Genomic DNA, 25529 nt, shown 5'->3' with positions numbered 1-25529 from the left:
AATTTACACAAAAATCGAGGAAATGTTGCATCAATTGAATCATGAAGAAATTAGAATTAAAGAAAAAGAGTTTGAAATTATTCTCGTGCTGTGTAATATCGAGAAAACACAAAATGTAGGCATGATATTGCGTTCAGCTGTAATTAGTGGAGTGGCTGAGGTTTATACAATGGGAGAGAACAATTACCCGACTCATAAATTGAAGAAAATTAGTAGAAATGCAGAAAATTTTCTAAGCCTTAAAAAAAATAGTATAGAATGTTTAGAAGAAAATTTTCCACGAGAAAAATTTACATGGGCTGCGTTAGAATACACTGATGAGAGTTTAGCGATAGAAAATTTTAAAGCCTTAAAAAATATTTTGCTATTTGTAGGAAATGAAAAGCGTGGAATACCTGAGGAGATATTAAATAAAACTGATGTTCACCTGCACTTGGAAATGTATGGGAACATCAGTAGTTACAATGTAGCAGTAGCAACTTCTATTGCACTGTATCAATTAAGATTATGAGACTTCCTTTTCGCTCAATTCAAGTTCTAATTGTTGTAGCTGCTCTTTATATTCTTTTAGTTGCTCCAAGGACTGATTTTTGACATTTGAAAAATACTGATTCACAGTTTGAAATAAGTTTTCATAATAACTGATTCCGCTGTGGAGATTTTTCATGTATTTATCAAAATAACGTAAATCTTTTTTAGAGATTTCTTTTCCTTTTTTTATAATTTCTTTGTGCAGATGCTTTATATAGCATTGCAATTCTTTGATGAACATATGCGGGCGGTGGGGGAAATTCATGACATTATTTCGTCCGTAGACATGCCCCACCATTTCTTTCAAGCTCACAATGTGGTCATAATAAGCCATATTGGGGCCAGGGCAAACGGATACGCCTGGGCCCTCTACCTTGTAGTCTAAATCATACTTTAGCAGACTGCTTGTCCCCAGCCCAACGCAAATGCAACTCTTTTCGGTAATTTTAGCATATTCACTGGTGATTTCAGCTTCATTTTTTTCAGCTGAAACAATTGCTGCTAATTTTTTGCTTTGGTATTGGCGAGAAGCGGTACAAATAGCTTTTTCGGTAAATTCTGTATTGGAAACCAAGTATTTTTTGGGGCAAGGACTTCCTGGGCGGCCAGCCGCAATTCTATCAGCTTTTTCTACATCTTTGGTATTTCCTTTCAAATTATTGAATGGAACCCCTAGAGGTGAAATATCACTTGTATATAAATCTTCTTCTTTTGCTTGTGCTAATTTTTCTAAAGTTTCATCATCAACGGTAGATGCCTCTGGGCAAAGCAAAAAAGGTGTTCCCCAACCCACAGCATCGATGTTGTAATTATTTCTCAAGAAATCATGTTCTTCATTGGTTCCTACACCACCTTGTGCTGTGATTTTAAAATCTAATTTGTTCAGAGGAATGGTTCTCCCTGCTTCTTCTAAGCCTTTCTCAAAAACTTTTCTAATTTCCTCTAATAGAGCTATTCTATTGTTTTTAAATTCTTCCAAAATAGGCCCCATCAAGTAGCCGTCGGTAGCGAAAGCATGCCCGCCGCAGTTCAAACCAGACTCGATGCGATATTCTGATACCCAAAGTCCTTTTTTAGCTAAAAATTTACCTTGAATCAAGGCCGAACGGTAGTCACTTACTTTTAGCACAATTTTCTTTTTTAAATTTCCTTCAGCATCAGGGAAGAACTCGTCCAATTCTGCCATGTAGCCAAAAAGTTTGGGATTCATGCCAGCAGATAAAATTAAATTAGACTGTACTTTACTCTTGGCAAATCCACGTACAGCGGCATGAGCATCGTTGAATTCATCAGGCAAAGCTTTATTTTTTTTATAATTAATTTTATCCAGCTTTGTCATGACATTGACGTCAATGCTACCAGGTTTTAGATGCTCTTTTAGCCAAAGAGAAATTTCCTCTTTAGAGATTTTCATTAAATCCAAGTCTGAGAATTTTTTCTTTAATTCAGAATAAGAGGGGAGAAGTTCAAAATATTTAAAAACTTCAGTTTTTGTTTCTTCATTGAATTGATGAAAAGCTTGAATTTTCTCATTCACCAAATCATGAATCAGGTCTAAATAAAGTGTAATTCTTTTAGCACGAGGGTCGTCATGATTATCTTCTACAGCCTGAAATGGTTTATTAAATTTTTTAGAATAAAATTTTCTAAGTTTCTCGATGAGCATATCATCGCTCAACGACATTACAGAATCAATTCCAAAAGGAGCTAATTTGAGAGGGCTGTCTAGCGTGAAACCGATGCCCATAACGGGAATATAAAAACTATGTGGGTAATTCATAAAGATAAACTTGACTAGTACTTGACTGGTAAATATACAATTTTAATGCAAAAATGTGTTTTTAATCTTAATTATTCCAATTTAAGCGATCTGAATTGTTGAATGGCCATGGAGTGCCTTTATTTTCAACGTTTTGCATCATCAGATTAATTTCCATGGGTGCCTCAGATTTTTCCATGACTAAAAATTGGCGAAGCTTAATAATAATAGATAAAGGATCAATACTAATGGGGCAAGCTTCTGTGCAAGCATTGCAACTGGTGCAAGCCCAAATTTCTTCTGATGAAATGTAGTCGCCAAGTAGTTTTTTATTATCGTCTTTGAACTGACCATTTCTATCTATATTTTTGCTAACCTCTTCTATACGATCTCGGGTATCCATCATGATTTTTCGCGGAGATAATCGTTTACCTGTAATGTTTGCGGGGCATTCTGCTGTGCAACGGCCGCACTCGGTGCAGGAGTAAGCGTTTAGTAGCTGGACTTTATTTAAATCAAAAATATCTTGTGCTCCGAACTTTTCTGATGCTTCATTTTCATTATTGGGCGAAGCGGCAAAAGGGTCTACCTCGGGGTTCATCATCAATTCAACTTCCTTTTTGACGCTGGCTAAATTCTCAAGCTTAGCCTTAGGGGTGATTTTAGAATACCAAACATTGGGAAAAGCGCTCAAAATGTGAAAATGTTTAGAATAATAAAGGTAGTTTAAGAAAAATAATATCCCCAAAATGTGAAGCCACCACATCGCACGTTCTACCACATGCAAAGTAGAGGGATGAAAATCTTGAAAAAATGAAAATAAATGTTGACTGATGGGGAAGCTCCCAGCTAATTCTAAACCTTGGTTGGCATTATTCCAATAATCTGCTCCGTTCATAGTAAGAAATAGAAGCATTAAAATTAACTCGATGTAAAGAATTATATTTCCATCTTCTTTGGGCCATCCATTCATTTCTTTTTTGAAAAAACGTTTGACTTTTTTAATATTTCTACGACACCAAAAGATGAAAACACTCCCTATGACAATAAGCGCCAATACTTCGAAACTGCCAATTAAGAAATCATAAAAAAGACCGAGGAAACTAAAAATGCGATGGGTGCCAAAGATTCCGTCGATGATAATTTCTAAAACTTCAATATTGATGATAATGAATCCTAAATAAACCAAAATATGGAGAATCCCTGGAATTGGCTGAACGACCATTTTTGATTGCCCCAAGGCAATGCGAGCCATTTTTTTCCAGCGAATAGATTTATTGTCTTGTGGTAGGTTCCCTGTCCCAAGATGAATGTTTCTAATAACTTTTTTGATGTTAATGACAAAAAAAGCAATAGCACCAATGAACGTGATAAGAAAAAGAAACTGAAAAAAATAAGACATGAATGAGCTAAGAAATTATGAGAATAAAATCATTCTATTGGTTCTTTTATTTTTTTACCAAAAATAGAAAATTGCAAATACCTGTCGGGTCTTTTTTGTAAATCTTCGATTAAAATATCTAATTTCTGTGAAGTGGATTCTAAATTATTGTAGAGGTGAGGGTCATTGATTATTTTATTCAAAGAACCATCTGAGTTTTCAATTCGATTGATGATAGATTTTAAATCATTGGTGGCTAGATTTAAATTTTTTAAGGTTTGGTCAATTTCAGATTGGTCAATTCTATCAGCAACTTTTCCGTATTTATCCAAAGTTTTATCTGCGGTAGCCAAGGCTGAATTAGCTGTTTTAGTTAAGTCTGAAATTTCACTGTTAACCGTACCGATTAGCTTATCGGTACTTTTAGAAAGAACTGAAACCGATTTAGCAGAAGCTTCTATCGCTTTGATGGATTGGTCTAAGCTTAGAAGTACCGTTTTCAAACTTCGGTTGGTTGTAGAATCAGCCAAAGCACCGTAATTAACTAATGCATGGTTCAAGGTAATTAGCACACTATCTAGGCGATTTTGTGTGGGTTTTAATTTGTTTGAAAGCATAGTCATTAATGACTCATTGGTAGCGGCAATCAATGTGTCTCCACTTTTTGCTTTAGGGCCATTGTAGTTGAGGTTTAATTTTATCATTTTACCCTGCATCAGCCCTGGCTCATAGATTTCGGCAACAGTATTTTTAGAGAAGTCAATATCTCGATTTATGACCATTTTTACTACAAAGTAAAGACTATCAGGTTCTTCCATGATTTCAATATCCTCTACAGCTCCGACTTTCAGACCATTTATATTGACAGGTTTTGTAGCTAATAGACCATCTACATTGCTGTATTTTACATAGAAAACTCTACCAGATGTAAATAGATTTTTCCCTTGTAAAAAAGTAAATACCCAAAAAAAACTGAGTAACGCGACAACTGCTATGATACCAATTTTTACTTCTTTTGTTAGTTTCAATTTGAAAAATTTAACGCCAAAGATATTAAAAAAATAAATTTAAATTCAGAATGTGATTAAATTTTAGCGAAATATTTACACTTATTTTGCTTAAATTTTTTAAGCCTTAAAAAATTTTAAAACTATTTAGAGTAAATACAGATTTTCATTCTTTTTTTCCATTGATGAATTTTACAATAAAAGCATCTTGAAATCCCGCTTTTTTAATCTTAGGCAACTCTTTTTCGGCCTCGCTTTCAGAAGAAAACTCCCCATAGTAGTAGCGATAAAGCTTATTTTCTTCATATACATCAACGGGGGAAATCCCTTTCAGCTGAGGTGCATTATCAGAGAATTTTTTGCTAGAAGTGAGAATTTGTATACGGTAGATGTTTTTTTGCTCTTGAGTTTCTTTTTCTTGAGCATTTGTATTTATAGGAACTTCAACCACAAAGGCATCAGGGAAGCCTTTTCTTTTGACGTAATTAAGAAGTTCCTCTCTTTTGGATATAAAAGAAGTTTGACCGTAAAAATATTTGTATAAGCCGTTTTCTTCTAAAACTTCTACGGGGTCTAGCCCTTTCAGTTGAATAGATTTTGCACGCAGTTTCTTATTGCTGGTGAGGAATTGAATTTTGAAATATTTATCTTCTACTGGTTTTTCAATTTTAGGTTTTTCAGTAACTTTTTTTAGTGGTTCATTAGCTCCCATTTCATTTCTTTGCCGTTTATCCCATTCCGTTTTATAATATTTAAATGCATTGAAAATTGATTCAGCTGAGTTTTTTTTCCCCTCTTTACTCGCTAGGTATTTCCCCTCGGCAGGGTTGCTAATGAATCCAACCTCTATCAAAACAGAAGGAGTTGCCGTACGCCATAAAACCACGAAACCAGCTTGTTTTACACCACGGCTTAGTCTTTTATCTTTATTGATGAAATTATCCTCTACAGCTTTTGCGAAAAGTAAAGAGTTACTCAAATGCACATTTTGCATCAAAGTCAAACCAATCAGAGATTCGGGTTTATTGGGGTCAAAATTTGAATATCTTTCTTCATGATTTTCTTCCAACAAAATAACGGAATTTTCTTTTTTTACGACGTTTAAATTAGCACTAGAGCGGTGATCTTCAGTTCCTAAAACAAAGGTTTCTGACCCATATGCCGTTGGCCTAGCCGAGTTGCAGTGCACTGAAATAAAGAAATCTGCATGATTTCGATTGGCTACATCAGCGCGACCAGCTAGCGTCATAAACGTGTCGTCCTCTCGTGTGTAGATAACTTTTACATCATCAAAGTTTTTCTTGATAAGTTTGCCTAGCTCTAATACAATATCTAAAGTTATATTTTTTTCAACATCGGCCACTCCGGCAGCGCCTGAATCATGCCCACCATGCCCTGCATCTAAAACTAAAACAAATTCTTTCTTTAAATTCTGAGCCAAGATAGGATTTATCAGAGCTATCAGCAGTACAATGAATAATTTTTTTAATACGTTTTTCTTTTTCATATTCATTCAGGCATTTATTTTAGTATTTTTGTCAAAATTTCTCACAAAAATAATAATTAAAAGAAATTGAAGTACAAGGTCAAATACAAAATTATTGTTATAATTTTCTTATTGATTTGGGATTTTACAAAATCACAAACCCAAGATTCAATTGCTGGAAATAATCCCGGTAAGGCTATTCTGGATACGATTGCTACAGATACAATTCCCCAGAGGAATGGTTTTTTGGATGTCGTAGAATCTACATCTGATGAGCAATACCAAAATGCGAAAGAACGATTTACACTATTATTAAAAAATGCCGTAGTCACTTATACAGATTTGAAAATTGAAGCAGATTACATCAAAATGATGTGGGATAGCGGTAATATCTATGCTATTGGGAAAAAAGATAGTACAGGTAAAATAGTGGAACCTAGCATCTTTACACAAAATGGGAAGAAAGTTGAATACAATAGCTTTGTGTACAATGTGAAGACAAAAAAAGGAAAGGCTTTTAATGTGCGTACGGAAGAGTCTATGGGTGGCGACCAAGGTGTCGTAGTAGCTGAGATTGTGCGCCAATACAGCGATAGCGTTTCTGGAATGAAAAATGTTGCGTACACGACAGATGAATATTTCATTAGCAAAAAAGATAGTGTAGCAGACTACCACCTGCAGACACGTGTTGCGAAACTAATTCAAGGTGAGACAAGGCGTGTTGTTACTGGCCCTATTGTGATGAAAATATATAACGTCACCACTCCATTGGTTTTACCATTTTCCTACCTACCTTTAGGGACAGACCGTAGCACAGGCTTGCTCATGCCTAGTTTTGGTGAGAGAGAAAGTGTGGGCTTCTATATAGAAGGTGCTGGGATTTATTTGCCACTTGGTGATTATATGGACTTGAGCTTGACTGGAGATATTTATACCAAAGGAAGTTATGGACTGCACGCCGTCTCACAATACAAAAAAAGATATAAATTTCTAGGAAACTTTCGTTTAGATTGGGAGAAAAGAGTGACAGGAATCAAAGGTTTGCCCTCTTATTCCACAGGTAAAATTTATCGAGTCTACTGGAGTCATTCACAAGATACAAAAGCCAACCCTAACTTTCGTTTTGCAGCCAATGTTAACTTCAGCAGTAGTAAATATTACCGAAATAGTATCAATAATCTTAACTCATTAAATGGTGATATTTTAACCAACACTACCAGTTCATCTATTTCTCTTAATAAAACTTGGCCAGGAACACCTTTCTCTGCTTCCATGACTTTACGGCATTCTCAGCAAATGAATGCAAGCAGGGACCAAGCCAATCCTGTGACGCTCAATTTACCGCAATTTACATTAAACATGAACCGTATTTACCCGTTTGCGCCACGCACGGGAACAAAAAAAGGTCTTTTTCAGAATTTAAATTTTTCTTATAATTTCAATTTATCTAATACAATTTATACCAACGACGAAGATTTTTTTAGTAAAAAAATGTTTGATAATATGAAAAACGGAGCAGAACACGTTATAAACATCAATACAGGCACAACGATTTTCAATTATTTCCCGCTCAATTTTTCTGCGGGCTATAGAGAAGTTTGGTCATTAAAGAGCCTGAGAAGATATTATGACAATGCTCAAAATAAAGTTATAGATGAAGAAGTGAATGGATTCAATACATTTCGAGTTTTTAATATTTCAACCAATACGCAAACCACACTATACGGTCAGCTGAATTTTGGGACTAATGAAGATAACAAATTAATCAAAGCGATTCGCCATGTTATTACCCCCAGCGTAGGATTTAGTTTCACGCCAGATTTTTCTAAAGATTTCTGGGGTTACTATTCCAATTACATAGATAAAGAAGGAAATGAAATCATGTATTCTAGATTTAGTAACGGCATCTATGGCGGGCCCTCACGAGGTTTGAGCCAAAGCTTAAACTTTAGTTTAGACAATAATTTAGAACTTAAAGTTAGATCAAGAAATGACTCAACTTCTGTGAAAAAAATTAAAATATTTGATTATTTAAACATCAATGCCAGCTATAACTTTGCCAGTGATAGCATGAAATTATCTCCAATATCAATGCGAGGAGCTACACGAATTTTAGACAATAAAATGACGCTAAATTACGGGGCAACCATCAACCCTTACCGAATGATAGTGAACAATGCAAATCCCAACGGGCTACTAGTAAATCAAATTGGTGGCTTTACAATTTCTAACTACAATTTCAATACGAGTTATAGCATAGGTAATACCACTTTTGGCGAGAGAAAAATGGATTTTGACAGGCGAGGGCGTGTACGGCAAGACGTGTATTATTTTGATAAAAATGATTATGCACAATTTCTAATGCCTTGGAATGTCAACTTTGGCATTACGCACAACGTATCTAGGACGGGTGCTGGCAAAACACGAAAGTCAACATCTCTTAATCTGAATGGAACCATTTCACCGACGCCATACTGGCGCATTTCTGCCAACACCAACTTTGATTTGCAAACAGGGAAGATATCCTACACCACAATAAACTTTAATCGTGACTTACGTAGTTTCAATATCAATTTCAGCATGGTACCTTTTGGGCAATATAAAACATGGAACTTTTTTGTCGGCATTAAAGCGAATTTCTTGAGCGATGCGCTTAAATACGAAGAGCGAAATTTTAATACTAATTTAAGTGATTTTTAAAAATGAAATACATTTCAACAAAACAAGCACCACAAGCCGTCGGGCCATACAGCCAAGCAGTTATAGCCAACGGGATTTTGTACATTTCTGGCCAGATTCCCTTTCATCCCGAAACAAATACTTTAGTTTCAGGCAATGTTAAAGAGCAAACGCAACAAGTAATGGAAAACCTAAAAGCCATCTTGGCTGAAGCAGGCTCAGCGTTCAGCAAAGTCATCAAATGCAGTATCTTCCTGAAAGATATGAATGATTTTGCCGTAGTCAATGAGGTTTATGGGAGCTACTTCGATTCAAAACATTTACCAGCACGGGAAACAGTAGAAGTCAGCCGTTTGCCCAAAGACGTTTTGGTAGAAATATCTCTAATAGCGGTAGCGTAATGACTGAAAATCTGATAAAAAATACTTTAGCCATTTTAATTGGGCTTAGTATAGCAATGACAATCATTCTATTAGGTGCCACAGCAAATAAGCAATGGTTTGATGAGCTTAACAATATAGAAATACAGACAAAAAGCGACATCTTCCTCTATTGGAGAGACGTCGTAGCTCAGGCGCCGCCCAACTTCTTCATCGCATTGCTCACCGCTTACGGCATAGGTTCGATTGTAGGCGGAGTGGTCACAGCCATGTTTGTTCCGCAAGCCAAGCAAGCCTATGCCATGCTTATTGGGTTTATTTTGTTTGGAATTGCAGTCTTAGACTACTTCTTTATAAATCAGCACCCGACTTGGTACTTCATCAGCCTTTTGTTTGTGTTTTTCCCATTCTCTTGGCTAGGTGGAAAAGCGGTAGATGAAATTCAAAAAAGAAATAAAATTTTATGAAAATTTTTTAAGCCTTAAAAAAATTCATTTTCGTTCTAAAATCACAGCACTTTTAGTTTCATAAACTTTTTGATAAGCTTTATAGAATCCGAAAAAAGGATTGTTTGGATTTTTATTTCTTTCTAAATAATCTTTTTTCTCGATAATGAATTTCGGTTGTAAATCATTGAAAATGTAATTTAATTCAACTGCTGGTGATTTTCTTGGTGATTTCAAATATAGATAAGCTGTCTCTCGGTACACATTTGTAGGGTGCGTTACCACGGGTGTGGGAGGTTGGGTTTGGGTCAGCCAATAGCCCAAATGACTTTTCATGAAAAATAAATTTTTCTCAAGAGGATGATTTTTTTCTAGCCAATCACTGATTTCAAAAGCATCACCCATCAACCAAGAAGATGTAGTATACTGATGCTGAATCAATTTGAAGTATTGAAAATAACTTTCACTGGCAGCTAGGATGAAAAATAGGGCAATGAATTTTTGAACTTTTTGATAGCGAATTTTAACAAAATAATTTTTAATCAAATAAACAAAAATTACACATAAAAAGGGGTAAATCTGAATCAAATAATGCCCGTTAATTTTCCCACTTTTCAAAAACATGAAAATCATTCCAAATAAAACGCCGCTCAAAAGGATGGCGTTTCGCCCAAAAGATTTTTTCTGAAGATTTAAAAAAATGAATGAAAATGTAAGGCTTAGAAAAATAAAAATCGAAGGCAATGTGGAAATAACGGCCGCCCAATCTGCATTTGAATAAGCGAGTGAAGCTTTAATGACTGTTTGGTAAAGAAAGTGTAAATCATTTTTTAGAAAATAAGGAAAGGCTGCTAAAAAAAGTACTGAAAACCCGCTAATTATAATGATGAAATAATTTGATTTTTTTTTAAGGCTTAAAAAATTTTGCTCAAAAAAATAGGAGAGAAGCAAAACCACTACGGCTGGGTAAGCTAAGTTCAGTCGGCAAATGAATGCTAAGCCAAACCCAAAACCGATGATGATAGTGTTTTTCCAATTCAAAGGTTTTAGCAAATAATAGAATGCTAATAAAAAAGGTAAAATCCCGATGTGCTCTGACATCACACCTTGCATCGTACCAAAAACCGAGAGTAAATAAATACAGAGAATTCCTGCCCAAAAAGCTGATTTTTTCTCTACAAAATTTAGACTAATTTTATAGCAAAACCAAGCTGAAAATGAGACTAAAATAACACCACTTAAGCGAATGAGCCATAATTTTTTACCAAATAAACTGAGAAGGGCTCCGAAATAATAAAAAATTCCTGGTGGTTTTAAATCCCACAAATCGTAGTAAGGCAAAAAGCCATCTGCCAAGTGTTGCCCTACCAGAATGAATGTACTCTCATCATGATCTATTGCATCTAAAAAGAAAAAGGGAAATCGAAGCAAAAATGCAATGATGAAATAGATTAAAAAAATCTTTTTTGAAACAAAGCTTCTCATCTATCGGCGAGTGAAAACCAAAGTTTTTTCGGTAGATAACTCATCATTGAAGAGATAATCCATACCGTTGAAAGCTTTAATTCCGTCTAGATTTTGAATGTTATTTTCGGCACAATAACGTGCCATAGCTCCTCGTGCTTTTTTGAAATAAACGGTGATTTGTTTATACTTTCCGTTTTTGAAATCCATGAATTTCAAGTCATAAACCCTTCCTTTTAATTTTTTTTGGTTCAAAGATTTCATGTATTCCATGCTTGATAAATCAAGTAGAATTTCATCTTTTTGGGTGTTTTGATTCACAAAATCAGTCAGTTTTTCTTGCCAAAATTGGTCTAATCTTTTGTCGTCCCAGAGCTTGGTTCCCATCTCTAGCCGATAAGGCATCACAGTACTGTGGGGCGATAAAATTCCGTATAAGCCAGATAGGATATAAAGATTTTTTTTCAAGTATTCTTTTGCTGCATCGCTCAATTTCTCATCAGTCAAGCCTCGGTAAACTTCTCCATCAAACATTTGTACAGCGGTTAATTTTTCTTGAGGGTTTGAACTCCATACTTGATTTCTTTCGTAGTTCATCTCAGCAATATCACTTGAAATTCCCATTAAATTTTCTAATTTTTGTGGGCTTTTTTCTCGTAATTCTTGCATGATTTTTTTAGCCTCATCAATGAATTTTGGTGTTTGTAGAGAGCCCCATTCATTGCTGAAATCAGTTTGAAGACGCTTGGCAGGGGAGAGAAATAATTTCATAAAGATAAAAGTATAAGGTTAATCATTGTGTCAGATAAAATTAGGCTCAAAAGGTTACCCTTCTTCTTAGTAAGTTTAAAGTTCTAACAAAGGGCAAAAATAGTCATTTTCCATGAAAAGAGTCTGCAATGATTAATATTTCTATCAAATACAAATTTATCAAGCAACTGAATTTTTTAAGCCTTATAAAATTTTAGCCATAATTCTAGTTTAAATCCCTTAAAAATTTTGGTGTAATTTCTTCTAAAGCTGGTCACAGAACTGATGAAATAAGGTTTCAGTTAACTTAAATTTAACTAAAAATAATTAAGTTAATTAATTGTATTTAACTTTAAATCAATATTATGAAATCATTTTAAGCTTTTAAGCAACTGACTTTCTTTATAATGCACTACGGGTTATTTTTACTGAAATTTATCATGGTTTTAAATGCATTACTTTTCAATTAAATTTCTTAAAATTTCTTACTTTTGTCAGTAACACAATTGTTCTATGAATAAAGGAATTTACATTGCAACGCTAGAACCACACAGCGGAAAATCAATCATTACTTTAGGTTTAATGAATGCACTTCTAGGGCGAATGGCAAAGGTAGGCTACTTCAGGCCAGTGGTAAGCTCAGGGGATAAAAACGCTGATAATCATATCAATACTTTTATAGATAAATTCAATATTTCGATTCCTTATGAAGAGATGTATGGTGTGACGCGCGATGTTTTGATTGAGAATAGAAATTCCAATCGTATTGGCGAGTCGTTAGACATCATTATTGAGAAGTACAAAAAAATTGAAAGCCAATTTGATTTTGTGTTGGTAGAGGGAACTGACTTTATTGGCGAAAGCAGCGTTTTTGAGTTTGATTGGAACGTTAATATTGCCAAAAATTTAGGGCTTCCAACCTTGATTGTAAGCAGTGGAGTAGGGAAGGGTTTCAAGGAATTTAATCGAAATTTGGAAATGGCTTATCAAATCTACAACAGCGAAGACGTAGAGGTAGTGGGTGTCGTGGCAAATAAAATTCAACCTGAAAATATTGAGGAATTAAAAGGGTATTTGGATAATTTCCTACCTGAAAAGGTGGAAAAAATCATTATCCCGATGGTTGATAAGCTAAAAAATCCGACGGTAGCAGAAATAGCCAACCACTTGGGTGCGAAACTTTTGTTTGGAGAAGAATTACTTTCAAATCTCACAGGGAAATTTGCTGTAGGAGCGATGCAATTACCACATTTTTTAAATCATATTCAAGAAAATGGCTTAGTCATCACACCAGGGGATCGGGCAGACATCATTTTAGGTTCTATACAGGCACATATTTCTAGCAATTACCCACAGCTTTCTGGTATTGTATTGACAGGTGGTATTTTGCTAGAAGAAACCATAAATCAATTATTGACTGGTTTAGAAAAATTAATTCCGATACTGAGTGTTGAAACGGGAACTTTTGAGACCACGCAACTCATTGGTAGTATTCCATCTAGAGTAACTTCTGATAATCAATCAAAAATTGAAGCTTTAGTCAATGCATTTAATCAATATGTTAACCCAGAAGCTTTAATTCAAAACGTTAACCAGTTTCAGAATAAAATTCGTACGCCAAGAATGTTTCAATATGATCTCATCAATATGGCACGCAAGGAGAAAAAGAAAATTGTTTTGCCAGAAGCCTTAGATGAAAGAATTCTAAGTGCAACGGCTCGTTTGAGCAAAATGGGGTTGGTTGATATTGTTTTGTTGGGGAACGAGGAGGAAATTAATAATAAGATTAAAAATCTAAATTTAAATATTGATTTCAGTTCAGTAGAAATCATAGATCCGCATAACTTTGAGCGTTTTGAAGAGTACACAGAGACATTCTATGAACTACGAAAACACAAAGGAATCAATAAGCAAATGGCAGAAGATACAATGTATGATGTCTCCTATTTTGGTACGATGATGATTTATAAAAATGATGCTCACGGGATGGTGAGTGGTGCGGTTCATACAACGCAACACACGATTCGCCCTGCCTTGCAATTTATCAAAACCAAGCCTGGATGTTCCATTGTTTCGTCAGTCTTCTTTATGTGTTTAGATGACCGAGTTTCTGTGATGGGAGATTGTGCCATCAACCCTAACCCTACAGCAGAGCAGTTGGCAGAAATTGCAATATCTTCGGCTGATAGTTCCAAAGCCTTTGGTATAGAACCACGCATTGCCATGCTTTCTTATTCTAGCGGAAGCAGTGGGAAAGGAGAGGACGTAGATCGTGTACGCGAGGCTACAAAAATTGTGAAAGAAAAAAGACCAGATCTTAAAGTGGAAGGTCCAATTCAATATGATGCTGCTGTAGATGCCAGCGTTGGACTGAAAAAATTACCTGACTCAGAAGTGGCAGGAAGCGCCAATGTGTTGATTTTCCCTGATTTAAATACTGGGAATAATACTTACAAAGCTGTGCAGCGTGAAACTGGAGCTATAGCAATTGGCCCAATGTTGCAAGGTTTAAATAAACCAGTAAACGATTTGAGTAGAGGTTGTACTACAGAAGACGTATTTAACACAATTATATTAACTGCAATTCAAGCACAAGATTATTAAAATTCTATGAAAGTACTCATTATTAATTCTGGTAGCTCATCTATAAAATTTCAACTGATAGACATGCCAGCAGAAACCGTCCTTGCCAGTGGATTAATTGAAAGAATAGGTTTAGAAGAAGGTATAGTTAATTATAAAACCGACCAAAACCAAAAGAAAATTCTACAGCCGATTCCTACGCACGAGTTTGGACTCAAGGTTGTAGCAGATTTGCTTCAAAATGAAGAAGTAGGCGTCATCAAGAATGCTGATGAAATCGAGGCCGTGGGACATCGTGTGGTTCACGGAGGCAAGAAATTTACTCAAACGACTTTAATCAATCAGTCGGTGAAAGATAGTATTCAAGAACTTTTTGACTTGGCTCCGCTGCACAATCCAGCGAATTTAAAAGGAATTGAAGTTGCTGAAAATATTTTTGATAAAGCACAGCAAATCGCCGTTTTTGACACTTCTTTCCACCAAACTATGCCTGAGAAAGCGTATAAATATGCTTTAGCTGATGATTTCTATACCGAAAAAGACATTCGTGTATATGGTTTCCATGGTATTTCACACAAATATGTTTCAGAAAAAGCCATAGCGTATTTAGGGAAAAAAGATAGTAAAATTATTTGTCTACACTTAGGCAATGGTTGCAGTGCGACAGCCGTCCTCAACGGGAAAAGTATCGACCACAGCTTAGGCTTCGGGCCCAATGAAGGCTTCATTATGGGAACTCGTACTGGCTCACTAGACCAAGGAATTATTTTCTATTTGATGAATAAATACAATTACTCTGCCGAAGAATTAAATCGAATTTTCACTAAAGAAAGTGGAATGTTGGGTATGACGGGCTTTAGTGATTTACGCGATATCGAAGACCGTGCAGAGAAAGGTGATGAAAAATGTCAATTGGCACTAGAAATGAATGCTTACCGTATCAAAAAAGAAATTGGAAGTTATGCTGCTGCCATGAACGGGCTAGATGCCTTGGTGTTTACAGCTGGAATTGGTGAAAACAGTGACATCATTAGAGATTTGGTTTGTAGAGATATGGATTACTTTGGGATTGAACTGAACCCAGAATTAAATAAAATTCGTGCAAAAGAAATCAGAGAAATTCAAAAAGAGACTGCGAGAGTGAAAATTATTGTGATTCCAACCAATGAAGAATTAGAGATTGCTAAGCAAACTTTTCAACTTTTGAATTAAAAGCCCCACTTAAGTAATTATCGGTCATTAAAATTTATAGGAAACGATTAATAAAAAATAAGCTAAGCTGTACAAAATTCTCTCATAATAATCTAAATATCAGTAATTTAAAAATCCTAAATACACCGAAGGTAAATATATCAAAATTATTTACCTTCTAATTTTTTTTAAGCCTTAAAAAATTTTATTCAAATTTTAAGCTAAATAAAATCGCTCTGGTTTTCAATGACTTGACAGAACCTGCCCAAATCTGGGGCGTGTCTATATCGTCAGGAATCAATTCGTTGTTTAGTAAAAAAACTCCTTTGACTGAAGGTGTCAACCTAAATCGATTGAAATAAATACTAATACCAGTTTCAATTTGGTAATTATAATTATTACTTTTCAAACGGAAAATTCCATCTTCATTATCATCTTGGGAATTTTGATTGCTTTGCAAATTTGCCATATACCCAAAACCAGCTTGAATATAAGGACGAGTGTTGAACCAGCGGTCACCATGCAGCTGAATGAAAAGTGGTAAATCTAGATAAGTAGATTTGACTGCTCTCGTTTTTGAACCTTCAGTTGCAGTAAATGTTCCTGAACTAAAATGTGGGTCATAAGGATTCTTAGGGTCTGGTTTGTTGTAAGTTTTCCCTACTTCTATGTGATTAAAGTGTAAAATACGCTCAGTGAAATGAATCCCTGGCTGAATGAAAAGATCGAAATATTCACTGACTTTCATCCGCCCCATCAATCCAGCAGAGAACCCCAACTTATTATCAGAATAAACATTGAATTTCCCGTAAGAATTGATGCCAACACCCGTAGGATTTAATTGATTTTGATGAACAGGGTGGACATTAAAATTAAAGTGATTTAAACCAATAAAGTACCCCCAAGAAAAACGCTGCTGGTCTAGCTCAGTAAATTTATCTTTTTTGTCATAATTTACTCTGAATTGTGCCTGAATTGTGCAGAAACAAAAGAAAACCAATAGTGTTATAAAATTTTTCATCTTCATAATTTTGGTGAAGTTAAATTATTTGATTGCTTCATATATACTTGAGATCCCAAAGCTAAGTTTTTTATCTTTGACTTGCTTAAATTGATTTTTCTTCAAAATATTGAGCATTTCTTCACCGTGCGGAAAGGCGGAAACCGACTCAGGCAAATAGGTATAGGCACGGCTATCTCTGGAGAATAATTGACCGATTGCAGGCAAAATACGGTATGAATAAAATTGATACAATTGCTTCATAGGAAATTTCTGTGGTTGAGAAAATTCTAAAATAAATAATTTCCCGCCTGGTTTTAGCACACGGTAGAATTCAGTTAAACCTTGGTCTAAATTTTCAAAATTTCTTACCCCAAAAGCGACTGTTATAGCATCAAAGGAATCATCATCAAACGGCATATTTTCTGCATCTCCCTGAATCATTTCGATGCGATTTTGTAAGTTTTTTTTACTTATTTTCTGCTTCCCAATTTGTAACATACCAGCAGAGAGATCGTAGCCTGTGATTTTTGAAGCCTTTATTTTTCTTGCTAAGGCAATGGCTAAGTCACCAGTCCCAGTGGCGACGTCAAGAATTTTTTCAGGATTTTCTTTTTTGGCTTTACTCACAACTTGGTTTCGCCAAAGCACATCTATGCGAGCCGAAAGCAAGCGGTTTAGGAAATCGTATTTAGAAGAAATATTGTCAAACATTTCTTCCACTTCATTTTTTTTGGATTTTTGGGTATTGTATGGTTTTATTTTTTGTGACATAATTAGTTTATTCAAAGTGTTCAAAATAAAATTGTTTAAAATCACCTTCACGGAAAATCTTGGTTCGCAAAGTATCATTCAAAGAACTTTTGGTGAGCGAAGGGAAATTTTCATTCAAATTGTAATAAAAATCTTCAATGTAAAAAGAACTATCAATTTTTAAAGGGCCAAAATATTTTTTACCTTGGTAAGTGGTTTTATTATGCTCAAAGATGGAATCTACATTTACCTTAACACCATAAGGCAAGCCAAAGATAAAATATGTTTGATGACCGATATTGACTAAACCTCTTAGTTTCTTTACCTCGATTTTTTGTTGACTGATGAGCGAATCTTTCTCATTTTTCACAATAATATGGTGAATTCCTTTGCCCAAAGGTATAGGCAAAGTTTGATGAGCTGCTAAGGTGTAAACCGTTTGCCCAACTTGAATTTTATAACTCTCATCGGAATTATTATCTAAAAGGTATTCGCTTTTTTTGGCTAAAAAGTGTTGATAAATGTAGACTGAGGCTACCAGCATGATTGCCGCAATAATGAATCCAATAAGATTGGGACTAACTTTTTTCATTTCTTAAAATTCCCCAAATTTAAAAATTAATATGGAAATGCCGTAGCACATTGCCAGGCAAGATTTATTTTTAGGCTATTAATATTTCTGTTAATATTTCTCTAATCAAAAAAAAATTAAGGCTTTAAAAATTTAAATTTTAATGTGAAGAATTTCAAAAGCTTGTTTTTCCAATAATTCTCTATCATCGGGGTGAGCAATAGAAATAAGCAATCTAGCTCTTTCCTTTAAACTTTTCCCAAAAAGATTTATAACTCCATACTCTGTGGCGATATAATGTACATGCGCACGAGTTGTTGTGACGGCTGCTCCTAATTTGAGCTGGGGTACGATTTTAGATTTTCCATTCTTGGTTCTTGCACTAAAAGCAAAAATAGGCTTTCCGCCTTCTGAATGTGCCGCTCCACGTACGTAGTCAATCTGTCCGCCAACGCCAGAGAAATGATAACTGCCAATAGATTCCGCACAAACCTGCCCTGTTAAATCAACTTCCACAGCACTATTTATAGCTGTTACCTTAGGGTTTTGCCTGATGATAGAAGTATCGTTGGTGTAAGCAGCTTCTTTGAATTGAACAATAGGATTTTCATTAATGAAATCATAGAGTTTCTGGCTGCCCAAGGCAAAACAACTGACGATCTTACCTGGTTTGATTTTCTTCTCCTCACCAGTGATGACACCTGATTCCACCAAAGGTAATATTCCGTCAGAAAACATCTCGGTATGAATCCCTAGGCGCTGATGATTTTTCAAATTATCTAAAACTACATTGGGAATAGCACCTATGCCAATTTGCAAAGTAGCCCCATCTTCTATCAATTCAGCAACATTCGCCCCGATTTTCTTTTCGCTAGCATTAGGCTCAGGCAACTTTATCGAGTTTAGCGGCTCATTATGTTCTACAGCCACATCAATTTTACTTTTGTGTATAAAGCCATCGCCATGCACTCTGGGCACTAGAGGGTTAACCAGTGCAATGATTTTTTTAGCAGTCTCTGTAGCAGGCAACGAAATATCAACCGAAGCACCGAGAGAGCAGAACCCATGCTCATCTGGTGGTGAAACATGAATCAAAGCCACATCTATCGGCAAGATATTTTTTCTAAATAACTGATGTACTTCGCTCAAAAAAATAGGAGTATAGGTTGCTAAACTTTCATTAACAGCATTTCTTACATTCTGACCTACAAAAAACACATTTGTTTTAAATGATTGATTATAAGGCTCCATCACATATTTTGCAGAACCCTCTGTATGAATTGAAACGATTTCTACATTTTCTAATCTTTCATACTCATCTGCCATCGCATCAATTAGAGGGCTAGGAGCCATTCCAGCACTATGAATGAACACACGATCTCCTGATTTAATAAGGCTTACAGCTTCTTTTAAACTTTTGTAAATCATTCTCGAAAATTTATGCCGTTAATTTACTAAATAAAGATAATATTTTAAATCATTTTTAAAATTTTCTAAGGCTTAAAAATTTTAGTATTTACTCGTAGTATATCTTATCCAGTTTTTATTTCTCTAGTATTTTTTCCAACAAATTATAAATCCTTACTGAATTATAATATCTTTTCATTTTTATTTCAGCATAGAACATTTTGCCCATAATATATATTATGTTAAATTATAGTTTTATTTCTCTGATTTTTCCATTTTCTATTTTTATATTCTTCCCCAAGACAAAATCTGCCTTCATCCCACGTTGAGGAATTTCATAGCCTAACTCACTATTTCTTAAAATCTGTCCTTGTGCATCAAAAATCTCATAGCCGATGGCCATATTTAAATCACCAATTTCAATTACTTCTGCAATTATTTTCACTTGTTCATCAATGAATTCATCCCGAAATCGGATACCTAATGCCGTGATTACCTCCTGATTATTCTGAATAATTTTCACATTTTTTAAAATTAAATCATAAGCCCCCTCAGAATTTAACGGTAATTCTTGATACGCTTCAAAATTTTTTAAAGGCTTAGAAAAATCAATTTGTAATAAAGAATAAAAAAAATAAAATAATTGCTCCCTAATTCGGTTACGCTGCAAATCATTTAGGCAATACCCTGCTTCAACTAAAATAGTTGGGACGCTTTTCTGAAAATTATCACCCGCAGCTAAAGGGTAAAATGAATCATTAAATTTAGCTAAATTCACATTTGTAAACTCTCTCGTTTTGCTAATAATTGCAGCCAAATATTTTTTAGCTAAATTACAATTTTCATTCATCAAATGTTGACCAACAACTGGTGAAAGTATTGCTATTTCCGTTGGTTTTAAATTATTTTCGGTATAAAATAAATTCCTTTGATCATGTAAATTAAATATACATTTGTAACCTTTCTTAAAAATATATGATTTTAAAATTTTTATTTCTGGAGTAGATTCTTGTATAAAATCTCGATTTAAATCAACTCCACTGGCAGAATATCGATTCCAAACTGTAGCCCCATCAGGGTTAAGCTGTGGAATCCAATCCAATTGAAATTGGTTTAAAAACTTCGGCTGCTCTTTATCTAAATAATGAAATAAATCTAATAATGCTCTTGTGTTTGTACTTTCATTTCCGTGCATTTGAGACCAAAAAGCAAATTTTATCGGCCCATTCCCGAGGCTAACGCTATAAATATCTCTATTTTGTTGACTCTTCCCTAGAACTTGATAATTCCAGTTTTGTCTCTGGATAAATTCTTTTAATTTTTTAGGATTTACGTATTTATTTTCAAATCCTGGAACACGATAATTTAAATATTGAATCATATTCAAAGATATTTATATTTCTAAAAAATAAATGTGGTTTACATTCGTAATACTTAAATTTATTTTACATTTGTATCTAAAGTGCTAACTGTAATTTTGTCATGCTGCTTTTAAAGATTTTAAAAACTATATAATTAAAATTAATAATATTTTGTATTTCAGTTGATTAATGTATTTAATTTAATTAAATAGATTAATTTAACTTTAAGTTTAATGAAATAATTATTTTAAGTATATTTATCGCTTGAAAATAACAATGTAAATGAAGCCTAAGAAAATTTTAGAAAGTATTTTAGAAGTTTACAATATTAACGCAACAGAATTAGCTGAAAAAATAGAAGTTCAGCGTTCTGGTTTATCTCACATTATGACAGGGAGAAATAATTTAAGTCTTGATTTTATTGTGAAGATAAAAAACACTTTTCCCGAGCTGCGTTGGGATTTTTTGATTCACGGGAAGTTACCGATGTTTGAACGTGATGAGAGGAAAAAAGAAAATCATTCTTTAAAAATGAATGAGAATAATGATTTGTTTCAAGAAAAACAGGGAATCGGAAACTCATCTCCTAGCCTTTTTGATGAAATTGGAGAGGAAGTATTGCAGGAAATTCAACCTGAAAAAGGAGAAATTTCTAAAGGCTTAAAAAAAATTGAACAAATTGTTATTTTCTACACCGACGGCAGTTTCACCGCCTATCAAGATAATTCTTTACAATAGCTTTTTCGGGTTTTGTGTAGCGTTGGCTTCAAATCTTTCCAAAGTAATTGAATACTCTTGTTTTCAATTAATTCAGGGTTGGTTTCAATGTATTTTATTCCATATTTTTGAAAGGTATTAAACATTTCATTAAAAACTAAAGCGGTGATTCCTTTGTTCTGATACTGAGGGTCGATGCCAATGAGGTAAAAAGCTGCGGCATCATTTTTCTTGGATGCTTGCATAAAGTGATACCACCCAAAGGGGAAAATCCGTCCATTGGCTTTTTGTAGAGCTTTAGAATAGCTAGGCATTGTAATGGCAAAGGCAATCAGTTTATCATCTTTATTTGCTACGGCTGTCACAAAATCAGTATTGATAAAGCCAATGTATTTTTCTTTGTAATGTTTGATTTGCTCAGGCTGAAAAGGTACATAACTGCTTAATTTTCCGTAGGTTTCATCCATCAAATCAAACATAGAATCTGCTATTTTCAGCAAATCTTTTTTTGATTTAATCTCTTTGATTTTTAACTCATAGCGTTCTTTTATTATGGCTGAAAATTTAGCTACTCGCTTAGGTTTTTCAGCTGGTACATGCATTTCATACTCTACCCAAGTTTTGGCAACTTCATACTGATAATGAAGCAAATGAGATTCATAATAAGGCGCGTTATAAAGCGTCACCATGGTAGGTAACTTGTCAAAACCTTTGGTTAGCAATCCAGCTTTATCTAAATTAGAGAAACCAACGGGACCTTCTATTTTTTTCAAGCCTTTAGAAATTATAAAGTCTTCTGCTTTTTTTAGCAAAGCAGCGCTCACATCATAATCATCAATAAAGTCAAACCAACCAAAGCGCCCTTGCTCCTTCCCTAGCTCATTGACTTCTTTCCAGTTGACAATCGCTGCAATTCGTCCTACTACTTTCCCATTTTTTAAGGCTAAATAATATTCTGCTTCAGCATGTTGAAATACAGGGTTTTTATCAAAATCTAAGGCGGCTAATTCTTCTTGATTTAGTGGTGGTACAAAATAAGGATAATCTCTATAGAGTTTTTTGGGGAATTCGATAAATTTCAGTAAATCTTTTCGGCGGTTGCTAATTTTTATAATTTCCATTCAATTTTATAATGCAAATTCAAAAGTATGATTTTTTTTAATATTTTGAATGAAGAAGCTTCTCTACATTTTATATTCCAAAAAGGCATTATATTTGTAAAAGTATAAATAAATCCAAAAAAAGACCATGAATTTTTATTACGTATTAATAATAGTGATCTCAGCTGTAAGTTACTATGTTAGCTGGAAATTAAAATCAAAGTTTAAAAAATATTCAAACGTTAACCTCAGCAACGGAATGAGTGGAAAAGAAATCGCTGAGAAGATGTTGGCCGATAACAATATTCATGATGTGCGCGTCATCAGTACACAAGGGCAATTGACAGATCATTACAATCCTGCAAATAAAACGGTAAACCTCTCAGAAGTAGTTTATTACGAAAGAAATGCAGCGGCGGCGGCTGTAGCTGCTCACGAATGTGGCCATGCGGTGCAACATAAGGTGGGTTACTCTTGGCTACAATTTCGCTCAAAAATGGTACCGATGGTCAACATCAGCTCACAGCTATCAATGTGGCTTATTATGGGTGGTATTTTCCTTTATTATAGCATGGGGAATCCTTGGATTTTAACGTTTGGTGTATTGGCTTTTGCAGTAGTAACATTATTTACTTTTGTAACTTTACCAGTAGAATACGATGCGAGCAATCGTGCGTTGGCTTGGATGCAACAAAACGGCATTGTACAACCGCAGGAGTACAGTGCAGCTAGAGATTCGCTCAAATGGGCTGCAAGAACCTATTTGGTTGCTGCTTTGGGGTCATTGGCACAATTGATCTACTTCGCTAGCATTCTTTTAGGCGGGAGAAGAGATTAAAAAGTTGCTTTTAAACTAAAAGTCTTGATAAATAATTTCAATAAGTAATTTCATTAAAATTTTATAAAGGCTTAAAAAATTTCTATATGAATTTTAATTTGCAATCTGATTTTCAACCTACTGGAGACCAACCCAAAGCTATAAAACAACTAAAAAATGGTATCTTAAATCAAGATAAATACCAAGTACTACTGGGGGTTACAGGTTCGGGGAAGACATTTACGATTGCCAATGTGGTAAAAGAAGTTCAGCGGCCAACCTTGATTTTAGCACACAATAAAACTTTGGCGGCTCAACTTTATATAGAGTTCAAAGAATTTTTCCCTAATAATGCTATAGAATATTTTGTTTCTTACTACGATTATTACCAGCCAGAAGCTTATATACCCCACTCTTCTACATACATCGAGAAGGATTTAAGCATCAATGAAGAAATTGAAAAACTACGACTCAGCACTACATCTTCGCTCCTCTCTGGGCGGCGAGATGTGCTAGTTGTAGCATCAGTCTCATGCTTGTATGGCATTGGAAACCCAACAGAATTTCACAAAAGTGTCATTCAGCTAGAGAAAGGAATGAAAATCAGCCGTACGCACTTTTTGCATCAGCTAGTCAATAGTTTATATGCGAGAACCACAGGAGAATTTGCACGAGGTCACTTTCGTGTTCAAGGTGATACCATCGAAATTTTCCCAGCCTATGCTGATGATGGACTTCGTGTCCACTTTTACGGTGAAAGCATCGAAGAAATTGAAACCTTCAACGTTCCCAACGGGAAAAGAATCGCAGGTTTTGATAAAATTAATCTATACCCAGCCAATCTTTTTGTTACTTCCAAAGAAACAATGAATGGTGCAATTCAAAACATTCAAACAGATTTAGGGAAACAAGTTAATTTTTTTCAAGAAATAGGAAAAAATTTAGAAGCAAAACGACTCAAAGAGCGAACAGAGTTTGACGTTGAAATGATGAAAGAATTAGGCTACTGCTCTGGGATAGAAAACTATTCCCGTTATTTGGACGGCAGATTACCTGGCTCACGGCCTTTTTGTCTGCTCGACTACTTCCCAGATGATTATTTGATGGTGATAGATGAATCGCACGTAACCGTTCCTCAAGTTCATGCAATGTACGGTGGTGACCGTAGCCGAAAAGAGAATTTAGTAGAATACGGCTTTCGTCTACCAGCAGCTATGGACAATCGACCACTGAAATTTGAAGAATTTGAAGGCTTACAAAATCAAGTGATTTACGTCTCTGCGACACCTGCCGATTATGAATTAAAATTGAGTGAAGGTATTGTTGTAGAGCAAGTTATACGCCCAACAGGTTTGCTAGACCCCATCATTGAAGTACGCCCATCTCTCAACCAAATGGATGATCTGATGGAAGAAATTCAAAAACGTGCTGAAATTGATGAACGAACGCTTGTCACCACCTTGACTAAACGAATGGCAGAAGAATTGACCAAGTACTTGACACGCTATGGCGTTAGAACCCAGTATATTCATTCTGATGTCGATACATTAGACCGCGTACAAATCATGCAAGACTTGCGTGAAGGTTTATACGACGTCTTGGTGGGCGTTAATTTATTGCGTGAAGGCTTAGATTTGCCAGAGGTAAGCTTGGTAGCCATTTTAGATGCTGACAAAGAGGGTTTTTTGAGAAACAATCGTTCGCTAACGCAAACAGTAGGTCGCGCTGCACGAAACGTAAACGGAAAAGCAATCATGTATGCTGATAAAATCACGGCAAGTATGCAAAGTTGTATTGATGAAACAGAACGTCGCAGAGAAATCCAAATTCAATATAATAAGAATCATAATCTTGAACCAAAAGCTTTGGTAAAAAAGATTAATCGCATCAAAAAAGAAGTCGATTTCGAGAATAACCCTTATGTGCAGAAATCTGTGATGAAAATAGCTGCAGAAGACCAAGTGGATTATCAAAATCAAGATTTAAACAAAGTGATAGAGAAAAAAACACAACAAATGCAAAAGGCAGCAAAGGATTTAGACTTCATTCAAGCAGCAAAGCTCAGAGATGAAATCAATGTCTTGAAAGAAAAATTAGGAATAGAAATTTAAAATTAATTTTTTAAAAATTTTCTAAGCCTTAAAAA

21 protein-coding genes are annotated in these 25529 nt (G+C 34.8%); 9 read left to right on the top strand and 12 right to left on the bottom strand.

The features are described from left to right. Positions 1-22: 22 nt before the first annotated feature. Positions 23-511 (top strand): TrmH family RNA methyltransferase, encoded by a 489-nt coding sequence (locus QOX03_RS04540; RefSeq protein ID WP_283671699.1) that lies wholly within the window; start codon positions 23-25, stop codon positions 509-511. Here the strand turns inward: QOX03_RS04540 and QOX03_RS04535 are convergent. The 4 genes from QOX03_RS04535 to QOX03_RS04520 form a co-directional block, all read right to left on the bottom strand. Beyond that, positions 506-2311 carry a hypothetical protein gene (locus QOX03_RS04535; protein WP_283671698.1) on the bottom strand — a complete coding sequence of 602 codons (1806 nt, stop codon included), beginning with the start codon at positions 2309-2311 and terminating at the stop codon, positions 506-508. The two genes, QOX03_RS04540 and QOX03_RS04535, sit on opposite strands and share 6 nt — an antisense overlap. Positions 2312-2378: 67 nt before the next feature. Beyond that, complete coding sequence (locus tag QOX03_RS04530) at positions 2379-3692, bottom strand: 4Fe-4S dicluster domain-containing protein (RefSeq protein ID WP_283671697.1); 1314 nt, start codon at positions 3690-3692, stop codon at positions 2379-2381. Between the two features lie 29 nt (positions 3693-3721). Then, positions 3722-4699, bottom strand: a complete 978-nt coding sequence (locus QOX03_RS04525; RefSeq protein ID WP_283671696.1) for an MlaD family protein — start codon at positions 4697-4699, stop codon at positions 3722-3724. Positions 4700-4844: 145 nt separating this feature from the next. Beyond that, positions 4845-6191: an N-acetylmuramoyl-L-alanine amidase gene (locus QOX03_RS04520; protein WP_283671695.1), complete on the bottom strand. Its 1347-nt coding sequence runs from the start codon at positions 6189-6191 to the stop codon at positions 4845-4847. 60 nt (positions 6192-6251) lie between these two features. Here QOX03_RS04520 and QOX03_RS04515 point away from each other — a divergent pair, with 60 nt between their 5' ends. Genes QOX03_RS04515 through QOX03_RS04505 form a run of 3 tightly spaced genes read left to right on the top strand, consistent with a single transcriptional unit; the run spans position 6252 to position 9690 of the window. Beyond that, the gene (locus QOX03_RS04515) at positions 6252-8864 is read left to right on the top strand and encodes a putative LPS assembly protein LptD (protein ID WP_283671694.1); all 2613 of its coding nucleotides are present in this window, start codon (positions 6252-6254) and stop codon (positions 8862-8864) included. Positions 8865-8866: 2 nt separating this feature from the next. After that, positions 8867-9244 (top strand): RidA family protein, encoded by a 378-nt coding sequence (locus QOX03_RS04510; protein WP_283671693.1) that lies wholly within the window; start codon positions 8867-8869, stop codon positions 9242-9244. A 56-nt stretch (positions 9245-9300) separates the two neighbouring features. Beyond that, positions 9301-9690, top strand: coding sequence for an MFS transporter (locus QOX03_RS04505; protein ID WP_283671692.1), 390 nt, complete (start codon positions 9301-9303; stop codon positions 9688-9690). Positions 9691-9714: 24 nt separating this feature from the next. On the opposite strand, the gene QOX03_RS04500 is transcribed toward QOX03_RS04505, so the two are convergent. Beyond that, the gene (locus tag QOX03_RS04500; RefSeq protein WP_283671691.1) at positions 9715-11154 is read right to left on the bottom strand and encodes an ArnT family glycosyltransferase; all 1440 of its coding nucleotides are present in this window, start codon (positions 11152-11154) and stop codon (positions 9715-9717) included. Further along, positions 11155-11904 (bottom strand): YaaA family protein, encoded by a 750-nt coding sequence (locus tag QOX03_RS04495; RefSeq protein ID WP_283671690.1) that lies wholly within the window; start codon positions 11902-11904, stop codon positions 11155-11157. It abuts the gene before it with no gap. Between the two features lie 492 nt (positions 11905-12396). Between QOX03_RS04495 and pta the strand changes: the two genes are divergently transcribed. Further along, on the top strand, positions 12397-14487 hold the full coding sequence (gene pta / locus QOX03_RS04490; RefSeq protein WP_283671689.1) for a phosphate acetyltransferase: 2091 nt from the start codon (positions 12397-12399) through the stop codon (positions 14485-14487). 6 nt (positions 14488-14493) lie between these two features. Further along, the gene (locus tag QOX03_RS04485) at positions 14494-15678 is read left to right on the top strand and encodes an acetate/propionate family kinase (protein ID WP_283671688.1); all 1185 of its coding nucleotides are present in this window, start codon (positions 14494-14496) and stop codon (positions 15676-15678) included. A gap of 184 nt (positions 15679-15862) precedes the next feature. Here the strand turns inward: QOX03_RS04485 and porT are convergent, their stop codons facing one another. The 5 genes from porT to QOX03_RS04460 all read right to left on the bottom strand — a co-directional run bounded on the left by porT (position 15863) and on the right by QOX03_RS04460 (position 20769). Then, complete coding sequence (gene porT / locus QOX03_RS04480; RefSeq protein ID WP_283671687.1) at positions 15863-16678, bottom strand: type IX secretion/gliding motility protein PorT/SprT; 816 nt, start codon at positions 16676-16678, stop codon at positions 15863-15865. 24 nt (positions 16679-16702) lie between these two features. Then, positions 16703-17431: a bifunctional demethylmenaquinone methyltransferase/2-methoxy-6-polyprenyl-1,4-benzoquinol methylase UbiE gene (ubiE, locus tag QOX03_RS04475; RefSeq protein ID WP_283671686.1), complete on the bottom strand. Its 729-nt coding sequence runs from the start codon at positions 17429-17431 to the stop codon at positions 16703-16705. Positions 17432-17438: 7 nt separating this feature from the next. Beyond that, the gene (locus tag QOX03_RS04470; RefSeq protein ID WP_283671685.1) at positions 17439-18002 is read right to left on the bottom strand and encodes a hypothetical protein; all 564 of its coding nucleotides are present in this window, start codon (positions 18000-18002) and stop codon (positions 17439-17441) included. A gap of 132 nt (positions 18003-18134) precedes the next feature. After that, entirely contained in the window at positions 18135-19409 is a 1275-nt protein-coding gene (locus QOX03_RS04465) for an acetyl-CoA hydrolase/transferase family protein (RefSeq protein WP_119058062.1), read from the bottom strand. A 226-nt stretch (positions 19410-19635) separates the two neighbouring features. Then, the gene (locus tag QOX03_RS04460) at positions 19636-20769 is read right to left on the bottom strand and encodes a M14 family zinc carboxypeptidase (protein WP_283671684.1); all 1134 of its coding nucleotides are present in this window, start codon (positions 20767-20769) and stop codon (positions 19636-19638) included. A gap of 262 nt (positions 20770-21031) precedes the next feature. Here QOX03_RS04460 and QOX03_RS04455 point away from each other — a divergent pair, with 262 nt between their 5' ends. Continuing rightward, positions 21032-21487, top strand: coding sequence for a helix-turn-helix domain-containing protein (locus QOX03_RS04455; RefSeq protein WP_283671683.1), 456 nt, complete (start codon positions 21032-21034; stop codon positions 21485-21487). On the opposite strand, the gene QOX03_RS04450 is transcribed toward QOX03_RS04455, so the two are convergent. Continuing rightward, complete coding sequence (locus QOX03_RS04450) at positions 21466-22587, bottom strand: GNAT family N-acetyltransferase (RefSeq protein WP_283671682.1); 1122 nt, start codon at positions 22585-22587, stop codon at positions 21466-21468. The genes QOX03_RS04455 and QOX03_RS04450 overlap by 22 nt on opposite strands. 127 nt (positions 22588-22714) lie before the next feature. Here QOX03_RS04450 and QOX03_RS04445 point away from each other — a divergent pair, with 127 nt between their 5' ends. Both QOX03_RS04445 and uvrB read left to right on the top strand, forming a co-directional pair. Next, on the top strand, positions 22715-23404 hold the full coding sequence (locus QOX03_RS04445; protein WP_283671681.1) for a zinc metallopeptidase: 690 nt from the start codon (positions 22715-22717) through the stop codon (positions 23402-23404). 86 nt (positions 23405-23490) lie between these two features. After that, complete coding sequence (uvrB, locus tag QOX03_RS04440) at positions 23491-25494, top strand: excinuclease ABC subunit UvrB (RefSeq protein ID WP_283671680.1); 2004 nt, start codon at positions 23491-23493, stop codon at positions 25492-25494. The last annotated feature ends 35 nt before the right edge of the window (positions 25495-25529 follow it).

This window comes from Candidatus Ornithobacterium hominis (genome assembly GCF_951229915.1).
Taxonomy (GTDB): Bacteria; Bacteroidota; Bacteroidia; order Flavobacteriales; family Weeksellaceae; genus Ornithobacterium; species Ornithobacterium hominis.
Note: the sequence above shows the minus strand (reverse complement) of the source record. Positions and strands in the feature narration are given on the sequence as shown.